Origin of the sequence: Paenibacillus agaridevorans, from assembly GCF_018604145.1 — a bacterium.
Lineage (GTDB): Bacteria > Bacillota > Bacilli > Paenibacillales > Paenibacillaceae > Pristimantibacillus > Pristimantibacillus agaridevorans.
Window position 1 is genome coordinate 735,323 of sequence record NZ_CP075889.1, and the last position, 19,522, is coordinate 754,844.

Annotated in this window: 13 protein-coding genes; 6 read left to right on the plus strand and 7 right to left on the minus strand. The window is 57.5% G+C overall.

Annotation, left to right across the window (positions count from 1 at the left end; all coding sequences use genetic code 11):
* The first annotated feature begins 47 nt into the window (after positions 1–47).
* From KJW29_RS02950 to KJW29_RS02960, 3 genes are read left to right on the plus strand one after another with little or no spacing between them, the layout of a single operon-like run.
* Entirely contained in the window at positions 48–6,146 is a 6,099-nt protein-coding gene (locus KJW29_RS02950; RefSeq protein WP_214628701.1) for an S-layer homology domain-containing protein, read from the plus strand.
* A 22-nt stretch (positions 6,147–6,168) separates the two neighbouring features.
* Positions 6,169–7,998 carry a cache domain-containing sensor histidine kinase gene (locus KJW29_RS02955; protein ID WP_214628702.1) on the plus strand — a complete coding sequence of 610 codons (1,830 nt, stop codon included), beginning with the start codon at positions 6,169–6,171 and terminating at the stop codon, positions 7,996–7,998.
* A gap of 26 nt (positions 7,999–8,024) precedes the next feature.
* Entirely contained in the window at positions 8,025–8,831 is an 807-nt protein-coding gene (locus KJW29_RS02960) for a response regulator transcription factor (protein WP_214628703.1), read from the plus strand.
* Between the two features lie 132 nt (positions 8,832–8,963).
* Here the strand turns inward: KJW29_RS02960 and KJW29_RS02965 are convergent, their stop codons facing one another.
* The gene (locus tag KJW29_RS02965; RefSeq protein WP_214628704.1) at positions 8,964–10,262 is read right to left on the minus strand and encodes an aminotransferase class I/II-fold pyridoxal phosphate-dependent enzyme; all 1,299 of its coding nucleotides are present in this window, start codon (positions 10,260–10,262) and stop codon (positions 8,964–8,966) included.
* 178 nt (positions 10,263–10,440) lie between these two features.
* Between KJW29_RS02965 and KJW29_RS02970 the strand changes: the two genes are divergently transcribed.
* The gene (locus tag KJW29_RS02970; RefSeq protein WP_087566639.1) at positions 10,441–11,226 is read left to right on the plus strand and encodes a helix-turn-helix domain-containing protein; all 786 of its coding nucleotides are present in this window, start codon (positions 10,441–10,443) and stop codon (positions 11,224–11,226) included.
* A gap of 69 nt (positions 11,227–11,295) precedes the next feature.
* On the plus strand, positions 11,296–12,198 hold the full coding sequence (locus KJW29_RS02975; RefSeq protein ID WP_214628705.1) for a YihY/virulence factor BrkB family protein: 903 nt from the start codon (positions 11,296–11,298) through the stop codon (positions 12,196–12,198).
* A gap of 95 nt (positions 12,199–12,293) precedes the next feature.
* Here KJW29_RS02975 and asd read toward each other — a convergent pair whose 3' ends face one another.
* Complete coding sequence (gene asd, locus KJW29_RS02980) at positions 12,294–13,082, minus strand: archaetidylserine decarboxylase (protein ID WP_214630964.1); 789 nt, start codon at positions 13,080–13,082, stop codon at positions 12,294–12,296.
* Positions 13,083–13,302: 220 nt separating this feature from the next.
* Here asd and KJW29_RS02985 point away from each other — a divergent pair, with 220 nt between their 5' ends.
* Positions 13,303–13,986 (plus strand): HAD family hydrolase, encoded by a 684-nt coding sequence (locus KJW29_RS02985; RefSeq protein ID WP_281426326.1) that lies wholly within the window; start codon positions 13,303–13,305, stop codon positions 13,984–13,986.
* Positions 13,987–14,048: 62 nt separating this feature from the next.
* On the opposite strand, the gene KJW29_RS02990 is transcribed toward KJW29_RS02985, so the two are convergent.
* Genes KJW29_RS02990 through KJW29_RS03010 form a run of 5 tightly spaced genes read right to left on the minus strand, consistent with a single transcriptional unit; the run spans position 14,049 to position 19,516 of the window.
* Positions 14,049–15,293, minus strand: coding sequence for a YheC/YheD family endospore coat-associated protein (locus KJW29_RS02990; protein ID WP_214628706.1), 1,245 nt, complete (start codon positions 15,291–15,293; stop codon positions 14,049–14,051).
* The gene (locus KJW29_RS02995; RefSeq protein WP_214628707.1) at positions 15,250–15,747 is read right to left on the minus strand and encodes a GNAT family N-acetyltransferase; all 498 of its coding nucleotides are present in this window, start codon (positions 15,745–15,747) and stop codon (positions 15,250–15,252) included. Before KJW29_RS02995 ends, KJW29_RS02990 begins: the two co-directional genes overlap by 44 nt.
* Before the next feature lies 1 nt (position 15,748).
* Positions 15,749–16,909, minus strand: a complete 1,161-nt coding sequence (locus tag KJW29_RS03000; RefSeq protein WP_425517482.1) for a YheC/YheD family endospore coat-associated protein — start codon at positions 16,907–16,909, stop codon at positions 15,749–15,751.
* Positions 16,906–18,282 (minus strand): YheC/YheD family endospore coat-associated protein, encoded by a 1,377-nt coding sequence (locus KJW29_RS03005; RefSeq protein ID WP_214628708.1) that lies wholly within the window; start codon positions 18,280–18,282, stop codon positions 16,906–16,908. Before KJW29_RS03005 ends, KJW29_RS03000 begins: the two co-directional genes overlap by 4 nt.
* 34 nt (positions 18,283–18,316) lie before the next feature.
* Positions 18,317–19,516: a YheC/YheD family endospore coat-associated protein gene (locus KJW29_RS03010; RefSeq protein WP_214628709.1), complete on the minus strand. Its 1,200-nt coding sequence runs from the start codon at positions 19,514–19,516 to the stop codon at positions 18,317–18,319.
* Positions 19,517–19,522: the final 6 nt, after the last annotated feature.

The window sequence follows — 19,522 nt, forward strand, 5'->3', positions numbered from 1 at the left end:
AGCGGGAGCGGGCGTCTTTGGCTCCGCAAAAAGAAGGAGGAAAGCAAGTGAAAACAACAAGTCGGGGCATCGCGATGCTGCTGATCGTTGCATTGTTGCTGCCGTTTCTGCCTGCACCTGCAGAAGCGGCGGAGCAGGAGCCCATCATCGAAGAAAGCTTCGCGGGCGGACTCGCCAATTGGGATTTGTTCGGGAGTACGGCCTGGCAGGTGCAGGGCAGCGGAGCAGACGCTTTGCTGACCGGGACGACGACGGCGACGTCGCCGCAGCGCGCCGTAGTAAAACAATCGGCTTTTCCTTACAGCACCAAAGATTACAGCGTCGAATTCAAGGCGCAAGCGGACCGGTACCGGTTGATGTTCCGCTATACGTCGGGAACCAGCTATTATTTTCTGGAATTCAAAAATGCGAGCATGGTTGAATTGTGGAAATACCCCAATTCTTCGGCCAGCGTCATCGTCGGCGCGCCGGTAGACATCGCTTCCGTCGCTCCCGGCTTCAACATGGCGGCCTGGCATGACTACAAGCTGGAAGTTGCCGGATCGGAGTTTAAGCTGTATATCGACGGCAGCCTGATCTCGGTATTCGCCGATTCCGACTTGTCCGCAGGCGGCGCGGGTTTCTCGCTGCGCGCATTGAACGCGAGCACGCCCGCGAATCTGAGCGTGGAGCATGTCGCGATCAAACCGCCTGCAGCGGCGCCATCTACCTTTACGATTTCGCATAACCCGCTCTCCGAGCTGCCTTATAATGCGGATCTCCCGTTGATGTTCGCGGTGGCGGACGGCAGCGCCGAAACGGCTGCATCGGTTCATTACCGTTATGGCGAAGACGGGACCGTTGTCGAAGCTCCGGCGCAGTCCATCGGTGGCGGCGCGTATTCGCTTGCGATACCGGGATCGGGTAAGGCGGCGGACATTCGTTACTTCATCACGGCCGAGGATGAGGGCCGGTCGGCCCGTTATCCGGAGTCCGGGGAGAATGTGGTGCCGATAGGGGAGATCGTGCCGTATCTGAACGACTTCGAGAACGATCTCGCGGGCAGCATCCCGACCGGCTGGACAACGGGCGGCAATACGAGAGTCATCGAGCTGCCGGACGGCAACCAGGTGCTGAACCTGAACGGATCGAGCAGCGCGAAGCTGAATCTGCCGATGTACCAGAACGCGGACAACTTCGTGATCAAGTTCCGCGCCAAATACGAGCGGACCAGTACGGCGGTGCAGAATACATGGCGCATCCGCTATCGCGCGCTGGACGACGCCAACAACAACGCGATGGAGTGGGCGACGCACAACTCCAAATATTTTATTATGCGCAAAACGACGGTCGGCGGCAACTACTACACCGCGAACTACGTGCAATCGTTGCTGGACGAATGGCATTCGTACGAATTGCATGTAAGCGGTATCACGCATCGGCTTGTCATCGACGGCCAAGAAGTGGCGCGCGGCGAGGATTCCGACGTTCTCGCGCCGACGAAAGGTTATTTCCAATGGAACGTCGTCGGCGGCATCAACCTGATGGTGGACGACTTCTCCATCGAGCCGATCTCGGCCCCATACGTCGTCGATCTGCAGCCGGCGGGCAACTTCGCGGGCATCTACGCGATCGGCGAAACGGCGGGGCTGTCCGCGGCGTTCGAAGCCGGGGCGGAAGCGCGCGAGATCGGGCTTGGCTACAAGGTGCGCCGGGCGGACGGCGATCAGGCGTTAGTCGCCGATGGGACGAAGACGTACAGTCTGGGCCGCTACGAGCAACTAAACGATACGATATGGTTCGACGCCGGACTCGGCGGCATCGGGACGTACGAAACGTCCGTCGAGCTGACGATTGACGGTCGGCCCGCGCCGGAGCTGACCAAGCGCATGCGACTGGCGGTTGTCGGCGAAGCGGCTCCCGTGCGGGAGCTTGATCTGGACAACGAAAGCAAATTCGGACTCAATACGCATTACAAGCTGAACTGGCGCGACGACATCATAGACGGAGCGCGCAAGCTGGGCGCCCGCCATCACCGCTCCGGCATTACGTGGGAGGAAGCGGACCGCAATGCCAAGGACGGCGAAGGTGATCCCGTCTACGACTACAGCGACGTCGACGTCAGAATGAACAAGCTTGCCGGACTGGGTTTCAACCAGATTACGGTGCTCGGCATCGACAAAAACCCGTATTACCAGGAAGGAACCGTCAATACGACCTCCGGACTCAAGTCGATGGGCGATTTTGTCTATGAGACGGTGGACCGCTACAAGGATATCGTTCGTCAATGGGAGATGCCGAACGAGCCGGAGCTGTTCGCCAAACCATATATTCCGGCGGAATTTGTACAAATCCAAAAAATCGCTTATTTAAATATGAAAAAAGCGGATCCGAACGCGATGCTGCTGGCGGGCGACCATACCTCCAGCGTGCTGAGCGTCCTGCCGGGCGAACTGGAGCTGGGCTCTTACGATTACGCGGACGCCTATTCCTACCATCCGTACGTCTATAATTCGATGCCGGACGGCAATCTCCAGCGGCTGATGAACGGCGTAAAGGATCTGGTCAACGCATACGGCGGCTGGAAGGACTATTATTTGACGGAAGGCGGCTGGCCGACGGCCAATGCCGGTTATCCCTCCGTCTCCGAAGCGGTGCAGCGCGATTACATCGTACGGGCGTTCCTGAATTACATGATTACGGATCAGATCAAAGCTTACGAATATTACAATTACAAAAACGACGGCACGGACGATCGTTACTACGATATTTTCTGGGGCATCACGGACAACGACGGCAGGCCGAAGCTGGCTTACGCAGCTGTCAACCAGCTCATGACGACGCTCGACCAGGCGCGTTACCTCGGCACTTGGGACAGCGGCAATCCGGATGTTGCCGTACACGTGTTTCTCAACGACGGGGAACCGATCGTAATGGCTTGGAAAAAAACGGATCACAAAGACAATCCGGCCGTGAAGCCGCCGGTCAGCACCATTGCGCTGCCTTTCGGAGCGGCGGGCTTGCAACTGCAAGACATTAACGGCAAGACGCTGTCGGCGACAGAAGCAGGCGGACAAACCCAGCTCGAAGTGTCGAGTTCGCCGCTCTACATCGAGGGCGCGCCGGATTCGTTCGTAAGACTTGCCGCCGGTCAGCTGCTCGCCGCCAAGAGGAACGAGGTCGCGGCCCGTCTGGAAGCGCTGCGGACAGCGGGCAATTCGGCGGCGCTGGATGCCGATCTGGCCGAACTCGCAGCCATTGCGGCTTCCATCGAAGACGCGGCGGGCGCTTCCGGCGAAGCGTCCGACTGGGAGGCGGTCATCGGGGACGTTTATGATCTGATGACGGTTGTCGCAGGCCGGATCAAGCAGGAAGAAGTGGCGTCCGCACCGGGATACGTCGCGCTTGAGGCGCTGTACAATATGGCGGAGAGCGCGTCTGTGCCGCTCGCTTATATGAGCGCGGGCAGCGGCGCAATCGCGACGGATTACGTTGAGGCCGCCGAATCCGCGAATGAGCTGTACGCGGAGAAAAAAGGCGAGTTCAGCGTCATGCCCGTCTCGACGTCGGCCGTGTACCGGTTGAACCGCTACGGCCGCATCGCGGATGCCGCCTACGAGCGGGGCAGCTATGCCGACAGCTATGCGTACAACGTACTGGCGCGCGAATTCGCGGGGGCGGCTGCAGCCATCGCCGACTCCGAGCCGCCTAAATTCATCGGCGTTATCGGCAATGTCGTGCCGACGCAAACAAACGGCGAAGCGGGATATCCGAATACGATCCGGGTGTCGCTCGTTAACGACACCTCCTCTCCGCAGGATGTAAAGCTCGGCTTAAAGGTGCCGGCAGGCTGGGAAGCGGTGCAATCCGATGCGCTGACAGAAACGGTGTCTATCTCCGCCCTGGGATCGGAAGAACGTTCCTTTAAGATCCAGGTGCCGGAGCGCGCGCTCAAGGGAAGATACGAAATCGAGGTCGAGATGGAACACGACGGCTTTGTGTTCGATACGAAGAAGATCCAGCTGACCGTCGAGGACGGCATCGACGCCCGGATCGTTCCCGCGAGGGAGACGATCGAGGAGCTGGACATTTTGACGGTCGAGCTGACCGGCACATCCTCGTACGAGAAGACGGGCGCCGTGACGGTGAAGGGCCCGGACGGCGAGCCCCTTGTTCCGGTCGAATCCGGCGGGTTTTCCGGGCTTCGCAAGGGAGACACGCTGCGGCTCGACTTCCGTTGGACGTATCACGAACCTAAGCCTTACAACGTCTACGAGGTCGATCTGTCGGTCGAGGATACCGTTAACGGCAAAACGATTTTCCGCGACGCGGCCATGCCGCTGGATTTCAACCTGGTCAATGCCGTGGGGGATATCGTCATCGACGGAAAGCTCGACGAATGGGCGGACGCCTTCCCGATTCATCTGCGGCGAAAGTCGCAAAACGCGAATGAATTCCACGATCCGGCCAATCTCGAAGCGACGGCATACGCCAAATGGAGCAATCAAGGGTTGTATGTTGCCGTAGCCGTGATGGATAATATTCACAAACAATCGGAGAATGCGGCGAACCTGTGGAAAAACGATTCCTTGCAAATTACGCTCGATCCGCTCGGCAACCGGCAGTCGCCGTATGGCTCCGACGATGTGGAATGGGGCTTCGCGCTGACGGATACCGGCGGGCTGCTCGTCAATGTGTTCAGCTCGAGCTTGCCTAACCCGAACGGAGATATCAGCGGCCAGACGCCGTTCGCGGCCGTTCGTGACGAAGCGGCGAAGAAAACTTATTACGAGCTGCTCATTCCGACCGAATACGTCAAGGATCTGCGACCGGCGTCCGGCGGCTCGCTGGGTTTCAACGTCGCGGTTAACGACGCGGACTTCCAGAACGGACGCGACAACTTTATTCAATGGACGAAGGGAACGGCGGATTCCAAAAACACGTCGTATTACGATTCGTTCGTATACGTGAATTACGAGCAGCCGCTTCCGGAAGAGGAGGAGGAAGAACCGCAAGGTCCTTCGAATCCCGGTCCGCAGCCGAGCGTCCCTCTAACCGCTCCTCCGGCTGGCGAGCTTGTTGTCACAGCCGAACAGTTGGGCAGCGGTGACGGCGGCAGAAGCGTGGTCGAATGGCCGAGCGAAGCCGACACGATCATTATTCCTGCAAACGCCGGCGAGCTGCTGGCAGGGAATACGCTTGTGCTGGCAGGTGAGAGCTTGTCGCTCGAGCTGCCTGCGGACTTGCTGGCGGCCTTGACCAAGGAGCTGACGCCGGAGCAGTTGAAAGACGCCCGGATCACGCTTCGGATCGATGAGTTGGCGCCTTCCGCGGCAGCCGGTCTGGTTGGCAAAAGCAAAAAATTGACCGAAGCCGACATCAAACAATGGGGCGGCGCGTTCGAGCTGTCGCTGTCGCTGACGGCCAAGGATGGCGACGCCCGGGAACTGACGGCGTACGAGCCGCCGATTGCCGTAAGGATGAAGCCGGACTTGCTGCCGGATGCGAAACGTTCGGGCATCTATCGCATAGACGCCGACGGCAAGCTAAATTATGCCGGCGGAGAGCAAGGATCGTTTGGCTTCGCCGCCGAACTGCATCGCGCCGGCACCTACGCGCTGCTGACCGTCGACAAGACGTTTGCCGATCTCGGCATCGGTCACTGGGCTTACGAGACGGTCGGGGAGCTGTATGCGAAACAAATCATTCAGGGAACAGGCGTGTCGACATTCGCTCCCAGCCGATCCGTCACGCGAGCCGAGTTCGCGGAGCTGCTGGTGAAGGCGCTGCGTCTGACAAAGGCGGGCGATACGCCGTTTGCGGACGTGTCTTCGGACCGTTGGTACGCGCAATCGATCGCCATCGCTTACCAGGCGGGGCTCGTTAGCGGCAAAAGCATGTCCGAATTTGATCCGGACGGCGTCATTACAAGGCAAGAGATGGCGGCCATGCTGCTTAAGGGAGCAAGACTGCTTGGCGCAAAGGCTCCGACGGGGCAGGCAGTATCCTTCCGCGACGAAGCGGATATCGCCGAATGGGCGCGCCTTCTCGTGGGCGAAGCTGCGCAGCTCGGGCTAATGCGCGGCCGCGGAGACGGCATGTTCGCGCCGAAGGGCGTTGCCAGCCGCGCGGAAGCTGCGCAAGCGATCTATAATTTATTGTTCTGATAAACGAAGGGCGGGAATGGGCGTGCGACTATGGAAGCGAAGGAAAGGTTCGGGACTGCTGTCCCGGCTGAACTTGCCGATATTTGTGCTGATCGTGGCTATTATCGCTTTTTTCGCAACGGCGGCAAGTTACATCCTGATCCGCGTCCAGAACGCCCATACCCGCGAAATCGCGGAGCAATCGATGAAATTTGTGTATCGCAATCTCTGGTATCAATTCGATACGATGAACAACGTATCGGCTTTCCTGATCAGCAACCAGTCGATCGACAATTTGCTTGAAGGAGCGTATCAACAGCCGTTCGAGGCGGTGGACGACTACTTCGCGCTGCAGAGCAATCTGGAAAATTTATCGCTGCTGTCGCTGCTCAACGATTTTGGCTCGCCCGCGGTAACCCGGCAGTCTTATGTGGTATCGCTGGCGCTGGAGCCGGAGAGCGGCCTGTACGGCATGGCGACGGAACATTTCGAGCCGATAACGGGCATTTTCAAGTCCGAGGATTTGCATGGCGAAGAATGGTTCCGGGTTCTTGGCGAAGGCCGGCAAATGACGGTATGGTGGGGACAGCGGACGGGCAGGCCCGATACCGCGATGATCTACTCCGCCAGGCGGAAGTCGAGCATCAAGGACGGGCGAAGCATCGGCACGATCATGATCGGCGCCAATATCGGCAGCGTCCGGAGCGTGTTCGAGAACGCGCCGCTTGCGAACGGTTTCCATCTGCTGCTGGACGAACGGGGGCGGGTCATCTTTAGCGAACGATATTCGTTTCTCGAGGAGGTGGGGGAGCTGCCTTATGTGAAAGCTGCTGCCTCCGCTCCGCAAGGGACGATCGTCGCCCGTCTCGACGGCGAGCAGCATCGGATTATGTTCGACACGCTTGCGAACGGGTGGAAGCTGCTGACGGTGGTGCCGGAGAGCCACTTTGGCCAATATACGTTCGCGATATCGGCCATTGGGGCAGCTACCGCGGTCGCGGCTTTGCTCGTCGCGGCGTTCTGGCTGCGCCGGATCGTCGTACGCGTTACCGTGCCGATTACAAGGCTCGTCGCCGCCATCCAGCGGCCGGAGGTCGCGGAGTTCAAGGAACCGCTGCCGCATCCGAACAGCGGCATCTACGAGGTTGATGAGCTAAATCAGAAGTTTGCCTCCATGCTCGTCACCTTGCACGGCCTCATCGAAAATTCGTTTAGGGAAGAGATGGAACGGCAGGCGCTGCAGCTTGAGCTGCTGCATGCCCAGATCAATCCGCATTTCCTGTACAATACGCTGGACCTCATCAATTGCAGGGCGATTATGGCAGGCGACAGAGAGACAAGCAACATCGTCCGGTCGCTTGCGAACGTCTTCCGGTACGGCCTGAACCGCGGGCAGACCTGGATTTCGCTTGAGAAGGAACTTGCGCAGGTAGAAGCGTATCTTCATATTCAGCAAATGATGCGCGAGAGGCTGCACGTCGATATCGAGGCGCCGGAAGCGCTTCTGTCCGCGCGCATCGTCCATTTGGTGCTGCAGCCGCTGGCGGAGAACGCCATCGTGCACGGCTTCGCCGATTACGATCAGCATACGGATTGCCGTATTGCCGTTGCCGCCTATCTCGAAGGAAGCAGGCTCGTGCTGCGCGTGTCGGACAACGGATGCGGCAGCGATTCCGATGCGATGAACGCGAGACTCGGAGAGCAGCCGGGCGGCTATTCGGCCGAGCGGGCGGGCGACGGGGGAGACGGCTACGGTACAATGAACGTGCATCGCAGAATCCAATTGCATTGCGGCAAGGCGTACGGTCTGCGTTACGTAAAGGTTGCCGAAGGCACCTGCGTCGAAGCGGTGCTGCCTTATTCGCCGGAGTGACGGGATAAAGAGAGGAGAGCGGAAGGATGTTCAAGCTGTTGATTGCGGAGGATGTCAAAATGGTGCGCGATACGCTGTGCCGCTCGATCGAATGGGAGAAGCTTGGCATCGAGCTGCTTGGAGCGGCGGAGAACGGCGAGGAAGCGCTGGCGTGGCTTGCGCGGGAGCCGGCCGATCTGCTGCTGACCGACATTGGCATGCCGAAAATGAACGGGCTGGAACTGATCGAGGCCGCTCAATCCCGATACCCGGACATTCGATGCCTGATTCTGTCCGGTCTGAGCGAATTCGAGCATGCGAGGCAAGCGCTCAAGCTGCAGGTAATGGATTACGTGCTAAAGCCGATCGATCCGTCCGAAATTGAGAGGGTATGCCTGCGGGCGATCGAGCAGCTGCGTCAGGAGAGGGCCCGTAAGGAAGAAGCTGAGTTCGCCATTCAAGCCGCCAAGGAGAAGCTGCCTACGCTGCTGGAAGAATTGCCGCCCGATGGATGGGCCGGCAATTTAAAGAAAAAGAAGCTGGTGGAGCGGGCGCTTCAATATGTGGGAGAACATTTTGGACACAGAGAGCTGTCTCTGGCGGACACGGCGGCGGCGGTGGGCTTAAGCGACAAATATTTAAATGCGATCGTTAAGGAAGTAACCGGCTTTACGATTAATCATTGGATGATTCGTCTGCGCATGGAGGAAGCGGCCCGGCTGCTCGAAGACCCGATGATCAAAATTTACGAGATATGCGACCGGATCGGTTATGCCGACCAGGATCACTTCCGCGAAAGCTTCAAAAAACAGTACGGCGTGACGCCGACGGAATTCCGCAACCGCCGTCTGTAAAGGATCCGCTAGTGATCGCAAGCGCCGGGACAGGTTCGTCGAAAAAAAAAGCGCAAGCTTGAGGGGCCAATTCGGCCCCTGAGCCTGCGCTTTCTTTGCTTCTATCGAAAGCGAGAATGATGAAAATGCGATTTAGTGCGCGGCGACTTCCGTGACCGCCTTGTAAATGATGTCGAACAGCTCTTCAAGATGTTCTTCCTCGATGCAGGAGAAGGCGACGCGAAGGTCGGTCTCCCCAAGCGCGATGGCGCCGATGCCGTATTCGTTAAGCAGATGCGAGCGAACGGCTTCGGCCGTAACGCCGGCAAGCTTAAGGCACATAAAGTAGCCGGAGTTGAACGGATAGTACTGGAGCGTATCGCCATAGCGGCCGCTGTCGAGCAACGACTTGACGCGGTTGGCGCGGCGTTTCATAATTTCGAACTTCTCGGATTTTTGCGTCTCGTATTCAGGCGATTGCAGCGCGCGGAGCACGAACGTCTGGGAAGGATGCGGGCCGCTGGAAATAGTCGCGCGAATGATTCCGAGTGTCTTCTGCTCCAGGGCGGCAAGCGCGGCCGCGGATTCCGAAGCGAACGTAATGAAACCGACCCGGAATCCCCACACAAATTCTTCTTTCGTTGCGCCGTCGACCTTGACGGCCAGCACGCGTTCATGCAGTCCGGCGAGCTTAGGGAACAGCGACTCTTGAAGCGAATCCTCGAAGAACAGGCCGAAATACGCATCGTCTGTAACGGCAACTACGTTGATGCCTGCTTCCGCGGCATCAAGGATTGCGGCCACGATCGCATCGCCTTCTTTTGGCCCGGGCGTATAACCGGTTGGGTTATTAGGGAAGTTAAGCAGCACGATGGCTTTGCCTTTATCCTTCTGCGCGAGAAGCGCCTCCCGGAGTCCTTCGCTGTTAAATTGCATATCCTCATTGTACAAAGGGTATTCCACGATTGCCGCTCCGCGGCGGACGCCGAACGTCAGCTCGTAATTTTCCCAATTTTTATTCGGGATGATGACGGCATCGTCGGGATCGGCAAATAAATCGGCTATGATGCTGAGGCCGTGCGTGAGCGCGTTCGTCACGACGGGATTGCCGAAGCTCTTCGATTCCAGCGACGGATTGTCCTTAATCATTTTGGCGCGCCAGGCGGTTCGCAGCTCGGGCTTGCCGGCAGGAGGCGCATATTCATATATATCTTTCGGATTGTAGGCGCTAAGCGTGTCTTGAATGAGCTTGAGATGCATGGGCTGTCCGCCTTCGGTTGCAATGCCGATCGTGGCGTTGAACTTGGTTGCCTTCGACTTGGCTTCGGCGGATTGGCTCAAAATGCCTTCTTTGGGAAAGTAGATGTTTTTGCCTAGATTGGACAACATCGCATAAACGTTCGGAATTTCTCTCTGCAAGGTCTCATTTAACTGCTGGGCCAGTGGGTTCATGGCTTGATTTCCATCCTTCCGAAAAAATATTTAAGTTATGTTACATTCTAATGTTCGTGATATTATACCATCTTTACGATTGCTAAACCATGAGATACTGCTTTTTTTTCGTTGCTTGCCGGCGAACTTGTTTTATAATGAAAATAATTGCTGTCCGCTTTAGGGAAGGAGAATCATTATGCTTGAAATTTCGCCGGATTCGATCAAGCTGCTGCCGGCCTTTGCAAAGATCGTATGCGAACCTGGCTGGCGCTGGGCGAGGCGCGAGAAGCCGATGGCCAACTTCGATCTGTTTTATGTGTGGAGCGGCGAAGGCGAAGTGGAGGTAAACGGAGTCCATTATCAGGTTGGCAAGGGAAGCTGCTTCCTGTTCCGTCCCGGCGACTATACGAGCGCCACGCATCATCCGCAGCGGCCGTTGGTGCTCACCTATATCCACTTTGCGGTGGAGGACGAAATCCGTCAAACTCCCAAACGGTATCGCATGCTGTATGATACGGTCGACTTCGAATATATGTTATCCCGTTATGTCCGCCTCTTTCTCGTAAGCACGTACGCCGCCGAGACGGAAGCGCGGCTGGTGCTGAAGTCGCTGCTGATCCAGCTGCTTCGCGCAGATACCCAGGTGCCAGTGGAGAAAAAGGCGAGCAATCAGCTGACGGAGGCCATTCACGAGATTGCCAACTACATCCGGCAAAATCCCGGCATCGCGCACCGCGTGGAGGATCTGTCGACAAGAGCCCAGCTGTCGCCGAGATACTTCTCCATGAAGTTCAAGGAGATGATCGGCATGTCGGTGCAGTCCTACATGATTCGTATGCGCATCGAGCGGGCAAAGCATCTGCTTATGCACGCCGGGATGAACGTAACCGAGGTGGCGGACGCGTTGGGTTATCGCGATATTTTTTTCTTCAGCCGGCAATTCAAACAATATACGGGCAAAAGTCCTTCGGAGATTCGATAAGTGTTTTGGATGTCTTCTGTTTAAGGCGGGGCTTCTCTTGTTTACTTCTAAATAAGAGGAGTGAGGCCAATGAAACAGGATTCAAAGCTGCTTAAATTTTTCGAAGATTTGTACTGCCGATTCCGTGATGATGATGTGCCTGCGATAGGCGCGCAGCTTACGTATTATTTTATTTTGTCATTTTTTCCGTTTCTTATTTTTGTGGTGAGCCTGATGAGTTTTGTCCAGTTGTCCGGCGACAGTGTCGTCGCTGAGCTGATTCGCCTGCTGCCGGAGCAGACGGGCGAAGCGGTTGAAAGCATTCTGCAGGAGGTAACGGGCAATAGCAGGGGGACTCTTCTATCGATCGGTATGATCGCGACGCTCTGGTCGGCCTCCAATGGCGTGAATGCGCTCATAAAAGGTGTTAATAAAGCCTATGATGTCGAAGAAAGCCGGCCGTTCTGGAAGTTGAGAGCGATTTCGCTTGCGGCGACGCTTGTGCTAGCCCTTGTCATAATGCTGGCGATTGTATTGCTTATTTTCGGAGAGGTAATCGGTGAATTTCTGTTTGATTGGTTCGCTTCCCCGATCGGCTTCGGACTCATCTGGGGCATATTGAAATACGTCGTTCCCATCTCGTTCATGGTTGTTATATTCTCGCTGATCTACTGGATTGTGCCCAACCGCGAAATTCGGTTCAAAGCTGCCGTTCCGGGGGCTCTATTCGCGACCTTTGGCTGGATTGCAACCTCGTTGCTGTTCCAATTCTACATTAACAATTTCGGCAACTATTCCAAAACGTATGGAAGCATCGGCGGCATTATCGTCCTGCTGGTCTGGCTGTACATCAGCTCCAACATTATCATTCTGGGCGGGGAGGTCAATGCTACGCTTGCTGGCGGGCGAACGCGGCCCGCTGCCGATATCGCGCGGCCCAATGGCAGCCGCAAGCAAGAAGCGCGCTCTACTGAACTGAAGTCGGGATGCTAGCAAGCTGTATGACCTTGGAGCAGCAAAAAAGCGATAGCATGGCAAGGGGATCGTCCTTGACTGCTCTCGCTTTTATTTTTTTTATCCACAAGTGTTTACTTTTCGGCCAGATCCCCTAATCGCTGCCCCATCCTGACTTTGGCGCCCACGCCAATCGCGCCGTCAGGAGAGTAGGTGCCGTCCTCCATCAGGAGTACAACGGTGGAGCCGAATTCGAAGTAAGCCAGCTCGTCGCCCTTGGCCAGACGATTACGCTGAGGTTCGACGTATCGAATGCTGCTTACGTTCATGGCGCCTACCTTTACGACGGCAACTTCTCCGCCGCCGTGCTTGATATATGTAACCAGCCTTTCGTTGCGGCTAAGCACGCGCGTCATGACCGTTAGTCCGAAATCGTTGACGGGATAAACCTTGCCTTTCAGGTGCTCGCGCTCCATGACGTCCCCTTCGATCGGGGTATGAATGCGATGGTAATCGGTAGGGCTCAAATATAGGACGTAATAATATCCGTTCATATAACTAGCCGCGCGAGGGGTGCGGCCCAGCAATTCTTCGATGGTGTAATCTTGTCCCTTGACGCTTAGCATGGTTCCTTGATTAATGGAGCCTGCTCCGGTAATTAAAGCATCAACCGGACTGACGAGGCTGCGATCGCCATGATGAATGGCGCGGGAGCCTGGCTTCAGCCGGCGGGTGAAAAACTCATTGAGCGTCCGGTATTGCCCGAGTTCCTTCTCGGCTTCGTGCACGGCTATGCCATACAGCTTGGCGAAGCGGGGGATAAAGACTCGGCTGGCGGACGATTGCGCGAACGTGCCCGTCATGCGGGAAATCCACTTGCGCGAATAGAGCTCGGTCATGGCCTTAAAGAGCCACTTGGTCATAACAGTCACGTCACGTCCTTTCCTTCTATGGCGGCAAGGCCCCGGGCCTTCCGTCCACCAAACAGTGTGACATAAACAGGCTATTTTATCAATAGCGGGAGACCTTCAGGGCAACTTCGAAAGCGACAGGTTTAACCTCGGAACGCCTTAAGCGTTCTTGCGGTTTGATCGGAGTATCCGGTATGATAGGCTGATAAATAGACAAAGGAGTGTGGAAAGCTTGACGGAAAATAATTCCGGCAACCCCGTTGCCGTCATCTTCGATATGGATGGAACGCTGTTCGAGACGGATACGCTGCTCGTCTCCGTACATCGCCGCGTGTTCCAAACGCTTCGGGAGGAAGGACTGTACGAGGGAGAAGCGCCGCCGGTGGAAGAGTTGCTCGCCTGCCTCGGCATGCTGCTTGAGGATATATGGCGAAGGCTGATGCCGGATTCAAGCGAGGAGGCGCGCGCCAGGGCCGACGTACTTCTGCTTCAGTACGAGCTTGAGGGGCTTGCGGCGGGTGAAGGCCGGCTGTACGCCGGTGTCAAAGAGACGCTGGAGGCGCTCAAAGCAGGCGGCAGCAGGCTGTTCGTCGCCAGCAACGGGTTGGAAGCGTACGTGAAGGAAATTGCCAAACATAAAGGAATCGCGCATTTGTTCGACGGCTTGTACAGCGCGGGCGAATACGGTACGGCAAGCAAAGTGGATTTGGTAGCGAAACTGCTCCGGGATCATGGGCTTGCTTCCTCGAGGGATGTCTGGATGGTAGGGGATCGCTCTTCCGACGTAGAAGCGGGAAGCAAGAACGGCTTAACCACCGTTGGATGCGCCTATGCCATCTACGGCAAGGCCGCCGAGCTATCGGGCGCCGACAAACGCATCGGCAGCTTCCCGGAACTGCTTGCCATCAAACCGTAATAATAGCCGGACCATGGAACAGCCCGCCACCCCCGATTATCGGGATTGGCGGGCTTCGTATGCTAAAGGCGACGGCGTTTTTTTTTCGCGGATTTGCCCGGCTTTTCCGGAAGCAACGGCAATTCGTCTACATGCGGGGGATCCGGGGTGACGGGAGAGGAATCCGCCGCATCGCCGGCTTCGCGAGCCGCAGCGGCGGAGGCCGTTTTGCGTTTCTTTTGCTTGAACCGCCAGAGGGCGTATTCCAGCGGCTTGACGATGGCTTGCCGATAGACTTCGGTCTCGCCTGCACGGAAGAACACCTCCCGCGCTGGCTTCGGGTTCACCTCGATCAGCCAGATACGCCCGTTCTTGTCGATGGCCAGATCGATCGCCAGCTCGCACAAGGCACCGCAAACCAGTTCCAGATAAGCGGCGATTCCGACACCGAATTCCGCGACCTCCCGCTTTACGGCCTCTCGCTTGGCAGCGTCCGTGATCCATTGCTCCAGCAGTCCATCCATCTTAACCGCGCGTCCCCCGCCATGGAGATTGGCCGTAATGCTGCCTGGCGCGCCTATGCGACCTGCGCAGCCGGTCACGGTCCACTTGCCTTCGCCGTCCTTCTGGACGAGCAGCCGGTAATCATGCACGCAGCCGTTGGCCAGTTTAAGCTGGAGGCCTTGCTGCGCGATGTACCGAACCTCCTTCAGATTCCACTTGGAGAGATAGCTCCCCAGCTTGTCGCCGCTCATGCGCCGGGGAGACACGATTCTACGATTTTGATCGCGGCCTTGCACGGTCAGCGAACCGTCTTTCAGCCTTTCGACCCTGAGAATGCCTCGTCCGCCGGTTCCGTTAATCGGCTTTAAGTAGAGCAGCGGATGCGACCGCAGCATTTCCCGGACATCGTTCACGGAGTTGATATAACGGGTCTTGGGCAAGTAGGCGCCGAAGCGGCTGTCCTTCGACAGCAGGTTATGAATTTGCCACTTGTTGCGGAGCGGCTTGTTCAAGTAGGTCAGGCCGTCGTAGCGCGATCGGAATTTCAACAGTTGGTCGTACCGATGCGAATGCTGAATGCGGCAGCGATCGAAGACGAGAGTCGGGAAGCCGGTCCAGCGCCTCGTCCACCGTCCCGTTCCGGGGTGATAAAATAAACCTCGAATTCGGTCGCCGGAGAGGCTTACGTCCTGAGGCGTGAAGACAAATACATGCAAGCCAAGTTTCCGTCCTTCCGTCGTCATCCGTTCGTAATAGCGCCGTTCTTCGAGCGAGCCCGCATCATTGAGGTAGAGTGTCAATATGCCCAGTACGGGCTGCGTCATGCAGCATTCCCCTTTCGAACCTGAGCGTCGATTTGCCTGTCGGTCCCTTGTGAATGGACACGGCTTTCATGCCGATCCGGAAGCAGAGCGCCATGCTGGGCACATTATCGGCGGCCACATGGCAGGCCAGCCTCCCCAGTCTGCCGATCATCGCCTTCATCAGCACGGTCCCCGCGCCAAGCCTTCTCGCCCTCGGATGGACAACGAGCAGGCAGCCGGCATCGCCGCCGTCCGCCGCGAAGCCGAGGCCGGTTAACCGGCCTTCATGCTTCGTTATGGCAATGACAGCCTGGCCGTGACCGCTGCCGTCCGTCTCCAGCCAATCGGGCTCCATATCTCTTAGCGCGCGAATAGAAGCGGCCGTAATCCGTTTCTCTCCATGGCGCAGAACGAAGCCAAGCAGCCTCCTCCTTTCCGCACGCCATATTTCCGGTGTCAGAAGCTGCAGTTCCATGCTAAGCGCCTCCCGCTTTGTTCGATTTTTTGCGAGCCAGATAAGCGCTGTATTGGAAGATACGCTCCAGCGACTTCTGGCGGATATGCGGCTCGTCGAATTTCATCGGCTTGGAATTCGCCTCGAAAAACCAGAGGTGGCCGTCGCCGTCCACTCCCAGATCCATGGACATCTCCCCGAGCCGCAGACCCGAAGCCCGCTCGATCTGACGTGCGATCAGAACCGTCGTGCGCTTTACCTTCTGTAAAAGCATATGAGCCCGCTCTGCATCGAATGAATAGGTCAGCAGCTTCTCCGGATCCTCGATTTGACCGCCGCGGGGGACATGGGTCGTAATACTGGAGACTCCTGCAAGCCGTGCGCCAATTCCTGTCATCTCCCATACGCCAAGCCGGTTTTTCTGCACGAGCGCGCGCAGATCGAAGCGGCGGTCCTTAAAGGAAGCGAGCGCAATGCCTTGCTGGGCGATGTAGGCCTCGCCGCCGCTTTGTTTCTGGATGCGGGTCCACAGCTTTCCTAAGGTGGAGCAGTTATAGGTGGTGCTTCGTTTGTTTTCCTGTATTTTGAGCCGGTACGGCAGCGGTTTCTCATGATGGACCCGGACGGTCATAATGCCTTTGCCTGCCTTGCCGCTCTCGGGCTTCAGATAGAGATAGCCGTGCTTGCGCAGCAGTCTGCCCAGTCCGCCGACTTGAACGAGGCGTCTGGTCGTCGGGATGAAGGGTCTTGTTCGGCTGGATTTGCGAAGCCATTCGAACAATTGCCATTTGTTAAAGAAGGAAGGGTTGAACAGCGTCACCCGCGAATGTCGGCGGCAGTCCAGAATTTTCTGCCGGACGGCAGGCTGCATCTCGTCCTCGCGCTGCGGAATCCGGTTGTAGATAATGTCGGGAAACGGGAGCAGCGCCTTCTGCCACTGCCCGATCTCCTTGTGAAATACGAATCCTCTCAGTTTATTGCGATGGAGCAGAAGCTCCTTGACCGTTAAAACATAAACAACAAATCCCATCGCTTGACCGGTACGAATGAGATCGGCAAAGTTGCTCCGGTTGCCCCGAAAGCCGCCGCCCGGCTCGTCGACGGTCAGGATCGCGAGCACCGGCACGGGCCTGCCCAGTACGGCGGCCTTGTGCTCATTCTCCTCTTGCGGCAGCATATTCATTGGCCTGTTCCCCCCTGGAAGCGGCTCAAGTATAGACAGTGGTCAACGATGTAGGAAACAGAGGCTTTCCCTTCGGAGCGCAGCGCGGGCAGTTTAAAGATGGAGCGTCCCGGCTTTGCGTTTGCCTCGAACATCCATACCTCTCCCGACTTGTCGATGCCGATATCGAGTCCCAGCTCTCCCAGCCGATGCGGATAGTTGCGTTCGATCGCTTCGGACAGCTTGACGGCGACCCGTCTGGCCTTGTCGAGAATAATGTCGGCATTGTCGCCAAACGTCCGTCCCAGCGCCTGGCTCGGCGTCATGAGCGAGCCGCCGTTCTTCACGTGGGTCGTGACGCTGCCTCGGCCCGCCTTCTTGGCGCCTATGCCTGCCGCGATCCAGCGGTTGCTCCCGTTCTTGTGCATGTGGAAGCGGAAGTCGATCGGGCAGCGGTCCAGCTCGATGAGCTGAATGCCTTGCTGGGCGACATAGCTGCTCATTCGGCTGCCGAGCCGGGCCTGCAGCATCCGCATCATCGTCTGGAAGCTGCTGTAGCGGACAAGCACATTCTCGCTGCCGCGGCGATAACGGACGAAGTAGCCTCTGCGCGGATGGTACGTCAATCTGTAGATGCCGATGCCCAGACTGCCGCCGGTCGGTTTGTAATACAAAAATTTATGTTTGTCGAGCAGCTCCTTTATCTTGGCGGAAGAGGGATTAGGGACGGACTCCGGCAGATGGGCAAGCGCCTCGGGATCGTTGTCGAGCAGCTTGTAGACATCGGCTTTATTAAGAAAGCTCCAGTTAAAGATCGGAATCTGGCGCTTTACGAACCGCTCCCGGACAGCGCTGATATAAGCGGAAGTCTCCGCCTTGCGATTGGGCAGCCGGTTATAGATGACGTCGGGCAGCGGCACGATGCGGCGGTACCAGCCCCCCTGGGCGTTCAGGAAGTAGCCGTTGACCGTCTCCTGCTGCCAGTTGATGTCGCCGGGCGTAAAGCCGAACATGAATGCCTTGCGGTCGCCGGAGCGAATAACCTGTTTGATGAAGCCGGAGCGGGTGCCGAATGGATAACCCTCCGAAGAGTGGATCATATCCGTCAGAATGCCGACCAGCGGCCCCAGCTGGATTTCGTTGTCGCCGTTTGCTTGCACGAAGACATTGCCGGGCTTCGGAATCCGAATCGATTGACGTACCCCCGCGGATAGATACAAGTGGTTGCCGGCTCGCTTCAGCGGCTTGATCGCGGCGGCGATTGTCTCGCCTCCCAGCCGGAGAAGAATCGACTTCTTGCCGGACAGCCTGAGCTGCCCCATGAGCGGTCTGGAGACGTAAACGATCTTATCGGATGCTTGAGAGAAGTGGACGTTGCAAGTTGTCAAACTCATGGATGAACCTCCTGAACTTTTCAAGACCATTGCCTCATGGCCGAGATTTCGATTGCGGGCGGGAAAGGCGGTCCTTGGCGGATCCGCCGGCTGTCGTCAAGGCAGGGGCGTTGCGGCTTGTCAAGTAACGCGCATATTGCAGCAGTCTGGTCACTGCAAGCCTGGCGGCTTGCTTGTCGCCGGCTTGCCGGAAGGCTTCTCTGCCCGGCTTGGCGTTCGTCTCCAGCAGCCAAAGCTTGCCGCTCGGCTCGAGTCCGAAGTCGAAGGCAAGCTCTCCGAACCGGCCGAAGCTCTCTTCCAGCCGGAGCGCGACTTGCCCGCTCAAGGCATGGATTTTGCGAAGCAGATGCTCCGCCTTGGAAGGCGTGAAGTTGGTTCCAAGCGTATCGGCTGCCGTTACCGCGATGCCGCCTCCGTGCAGGTTGGAGGTCATGGAGTCGCGACGGCCCAGCCTGGCTGCGGAACCGGATACTTGCCATTCTCCGGAGGCATCCTTCTGCAGCAAAACGCGAATATCGTAAGGACGATCGTCGAACGTTCGGAGCGGGAGATAGGGCTGGAGCAGGAAAGGAGAGCTTCCCATAAAGGATTGGAGCCAGGCGCCCAGTTTCTGGAAGTCCTTGAAGCTTTCCTTGAACGGCATGTTGTTCCGTGTCCTGCCCCGCACGATCAGCGCATCCGGCTTCAGCGGCGGGGCTTCGATATGCAGGAAACCTCTGCCCTGCATGCCCGCGGCCGGCTTCAGCACGACGCCGCGCGGAAGATCCGGTAGAAGACGTTCGAGCTGGGCGATCGATCGATAAGGTGCCGTTGCCGGCAAATAAGGAGCGATCGCGGAGTTATCGCGAAGACTTTCGTAAACGCGCAGCTTCGAGGGTAGCGATCCGTTCAAGCGTTCATGGTGTTTCCGCTCGCTCATGGCGCTGAGTACGGCCGAGCAGCGTCTCCGGCTCTCCGCCGTTTTGGGGAAGCTTCGGTCATAGACGACATCAGGCAGCGGGACGTGTTCCAGCTTCCAGGCTCCGTTTGCATACCGGCAGCCGAAGAGCGATCCCGAGGCGGGATCGAAACCTTCGGGAGAGAATACGTATACGTCGATGTCGAGCGTTTGCGAGGCGACGCTTAAGCTGCGGCTAAGCCGGGGCTCCGGAGGGAGCAAGGTGCCAGGCGAATCCGGCCTCGCCCCATTGAGCGAGGCTGCCATAATGCCCAATACGATCTTGCTGTGCGGCATGGCTGC

Coding starts and splice junctions, on each gene's coding strand:
- KJW29_RS02975 (WP_214628705.1), top strand. CDS start 11,296: ATGAAACAGGATTCAAAGCTGCTTAAATTTTTCGAAGATTTGTACTGC.
- KJW29_RS02970 (WP_087566639.1), top strand. CDS start 10,441: ATGCTTGAAATTTCGCCGGATTCGATCAAGCTGCTGCCGGCCTTTGCA.
- KJW29_RS02990 (WP_214628706.1), bottom strand. CDS start 15,293: ATGACGCAGCCCGTACTGGGCATATTGACACTCTACCTCAATGATGCG.
- KJW29_RS03010 (WP_214628709.1), bottom strand. CDS start 19,516: ATGCCGCACAGCAAGATCGTATTGGGCATTATGGCAGCCTCGCTCAAT.
- KJW29_RS03000 (WP_425517482.1), bottom strand. CDS start 16,909: ATGAATATGCTGCCGCAAGAGGAGAATGAGCACAAGGCCGCCGTACTG.
- KJW29_RS02995 (WP_214628707.1), bottom strand. CDS start 15,747: ATGGAACTGCAGCTTCTGACACCGGAAATATGGCGTGCGGAAAGGAGG.
- KJW29_RS02960 (WP_214628703.1), top strand. CDS start 8,025: ATGTTCAAGCTGTTGATTGCGGAGGATGTCAAAATGGTGCGCGATACG.
- KJW29_RS03005 (WP_214628708.1), bottom strand. CDS start 18,282: ATGAGTTTGACAACTTGCAACGTCCACTTCTCTCAAGCATCCGATAAG.
- asd (WP_214630964.1), bottom strand. CDS start 13,082: ATGACCAAGTGGCTCTTTAAGGCCATGACCGAGCTCTATTCGCGCAAG.
- KJW29_RS02965 (WP_214628704.1), bottom strand. CDS start 10,262: ATGAACCCACTGGCCCAGCAGTTAAATGAGACCTTGCAGAGAGAAATT.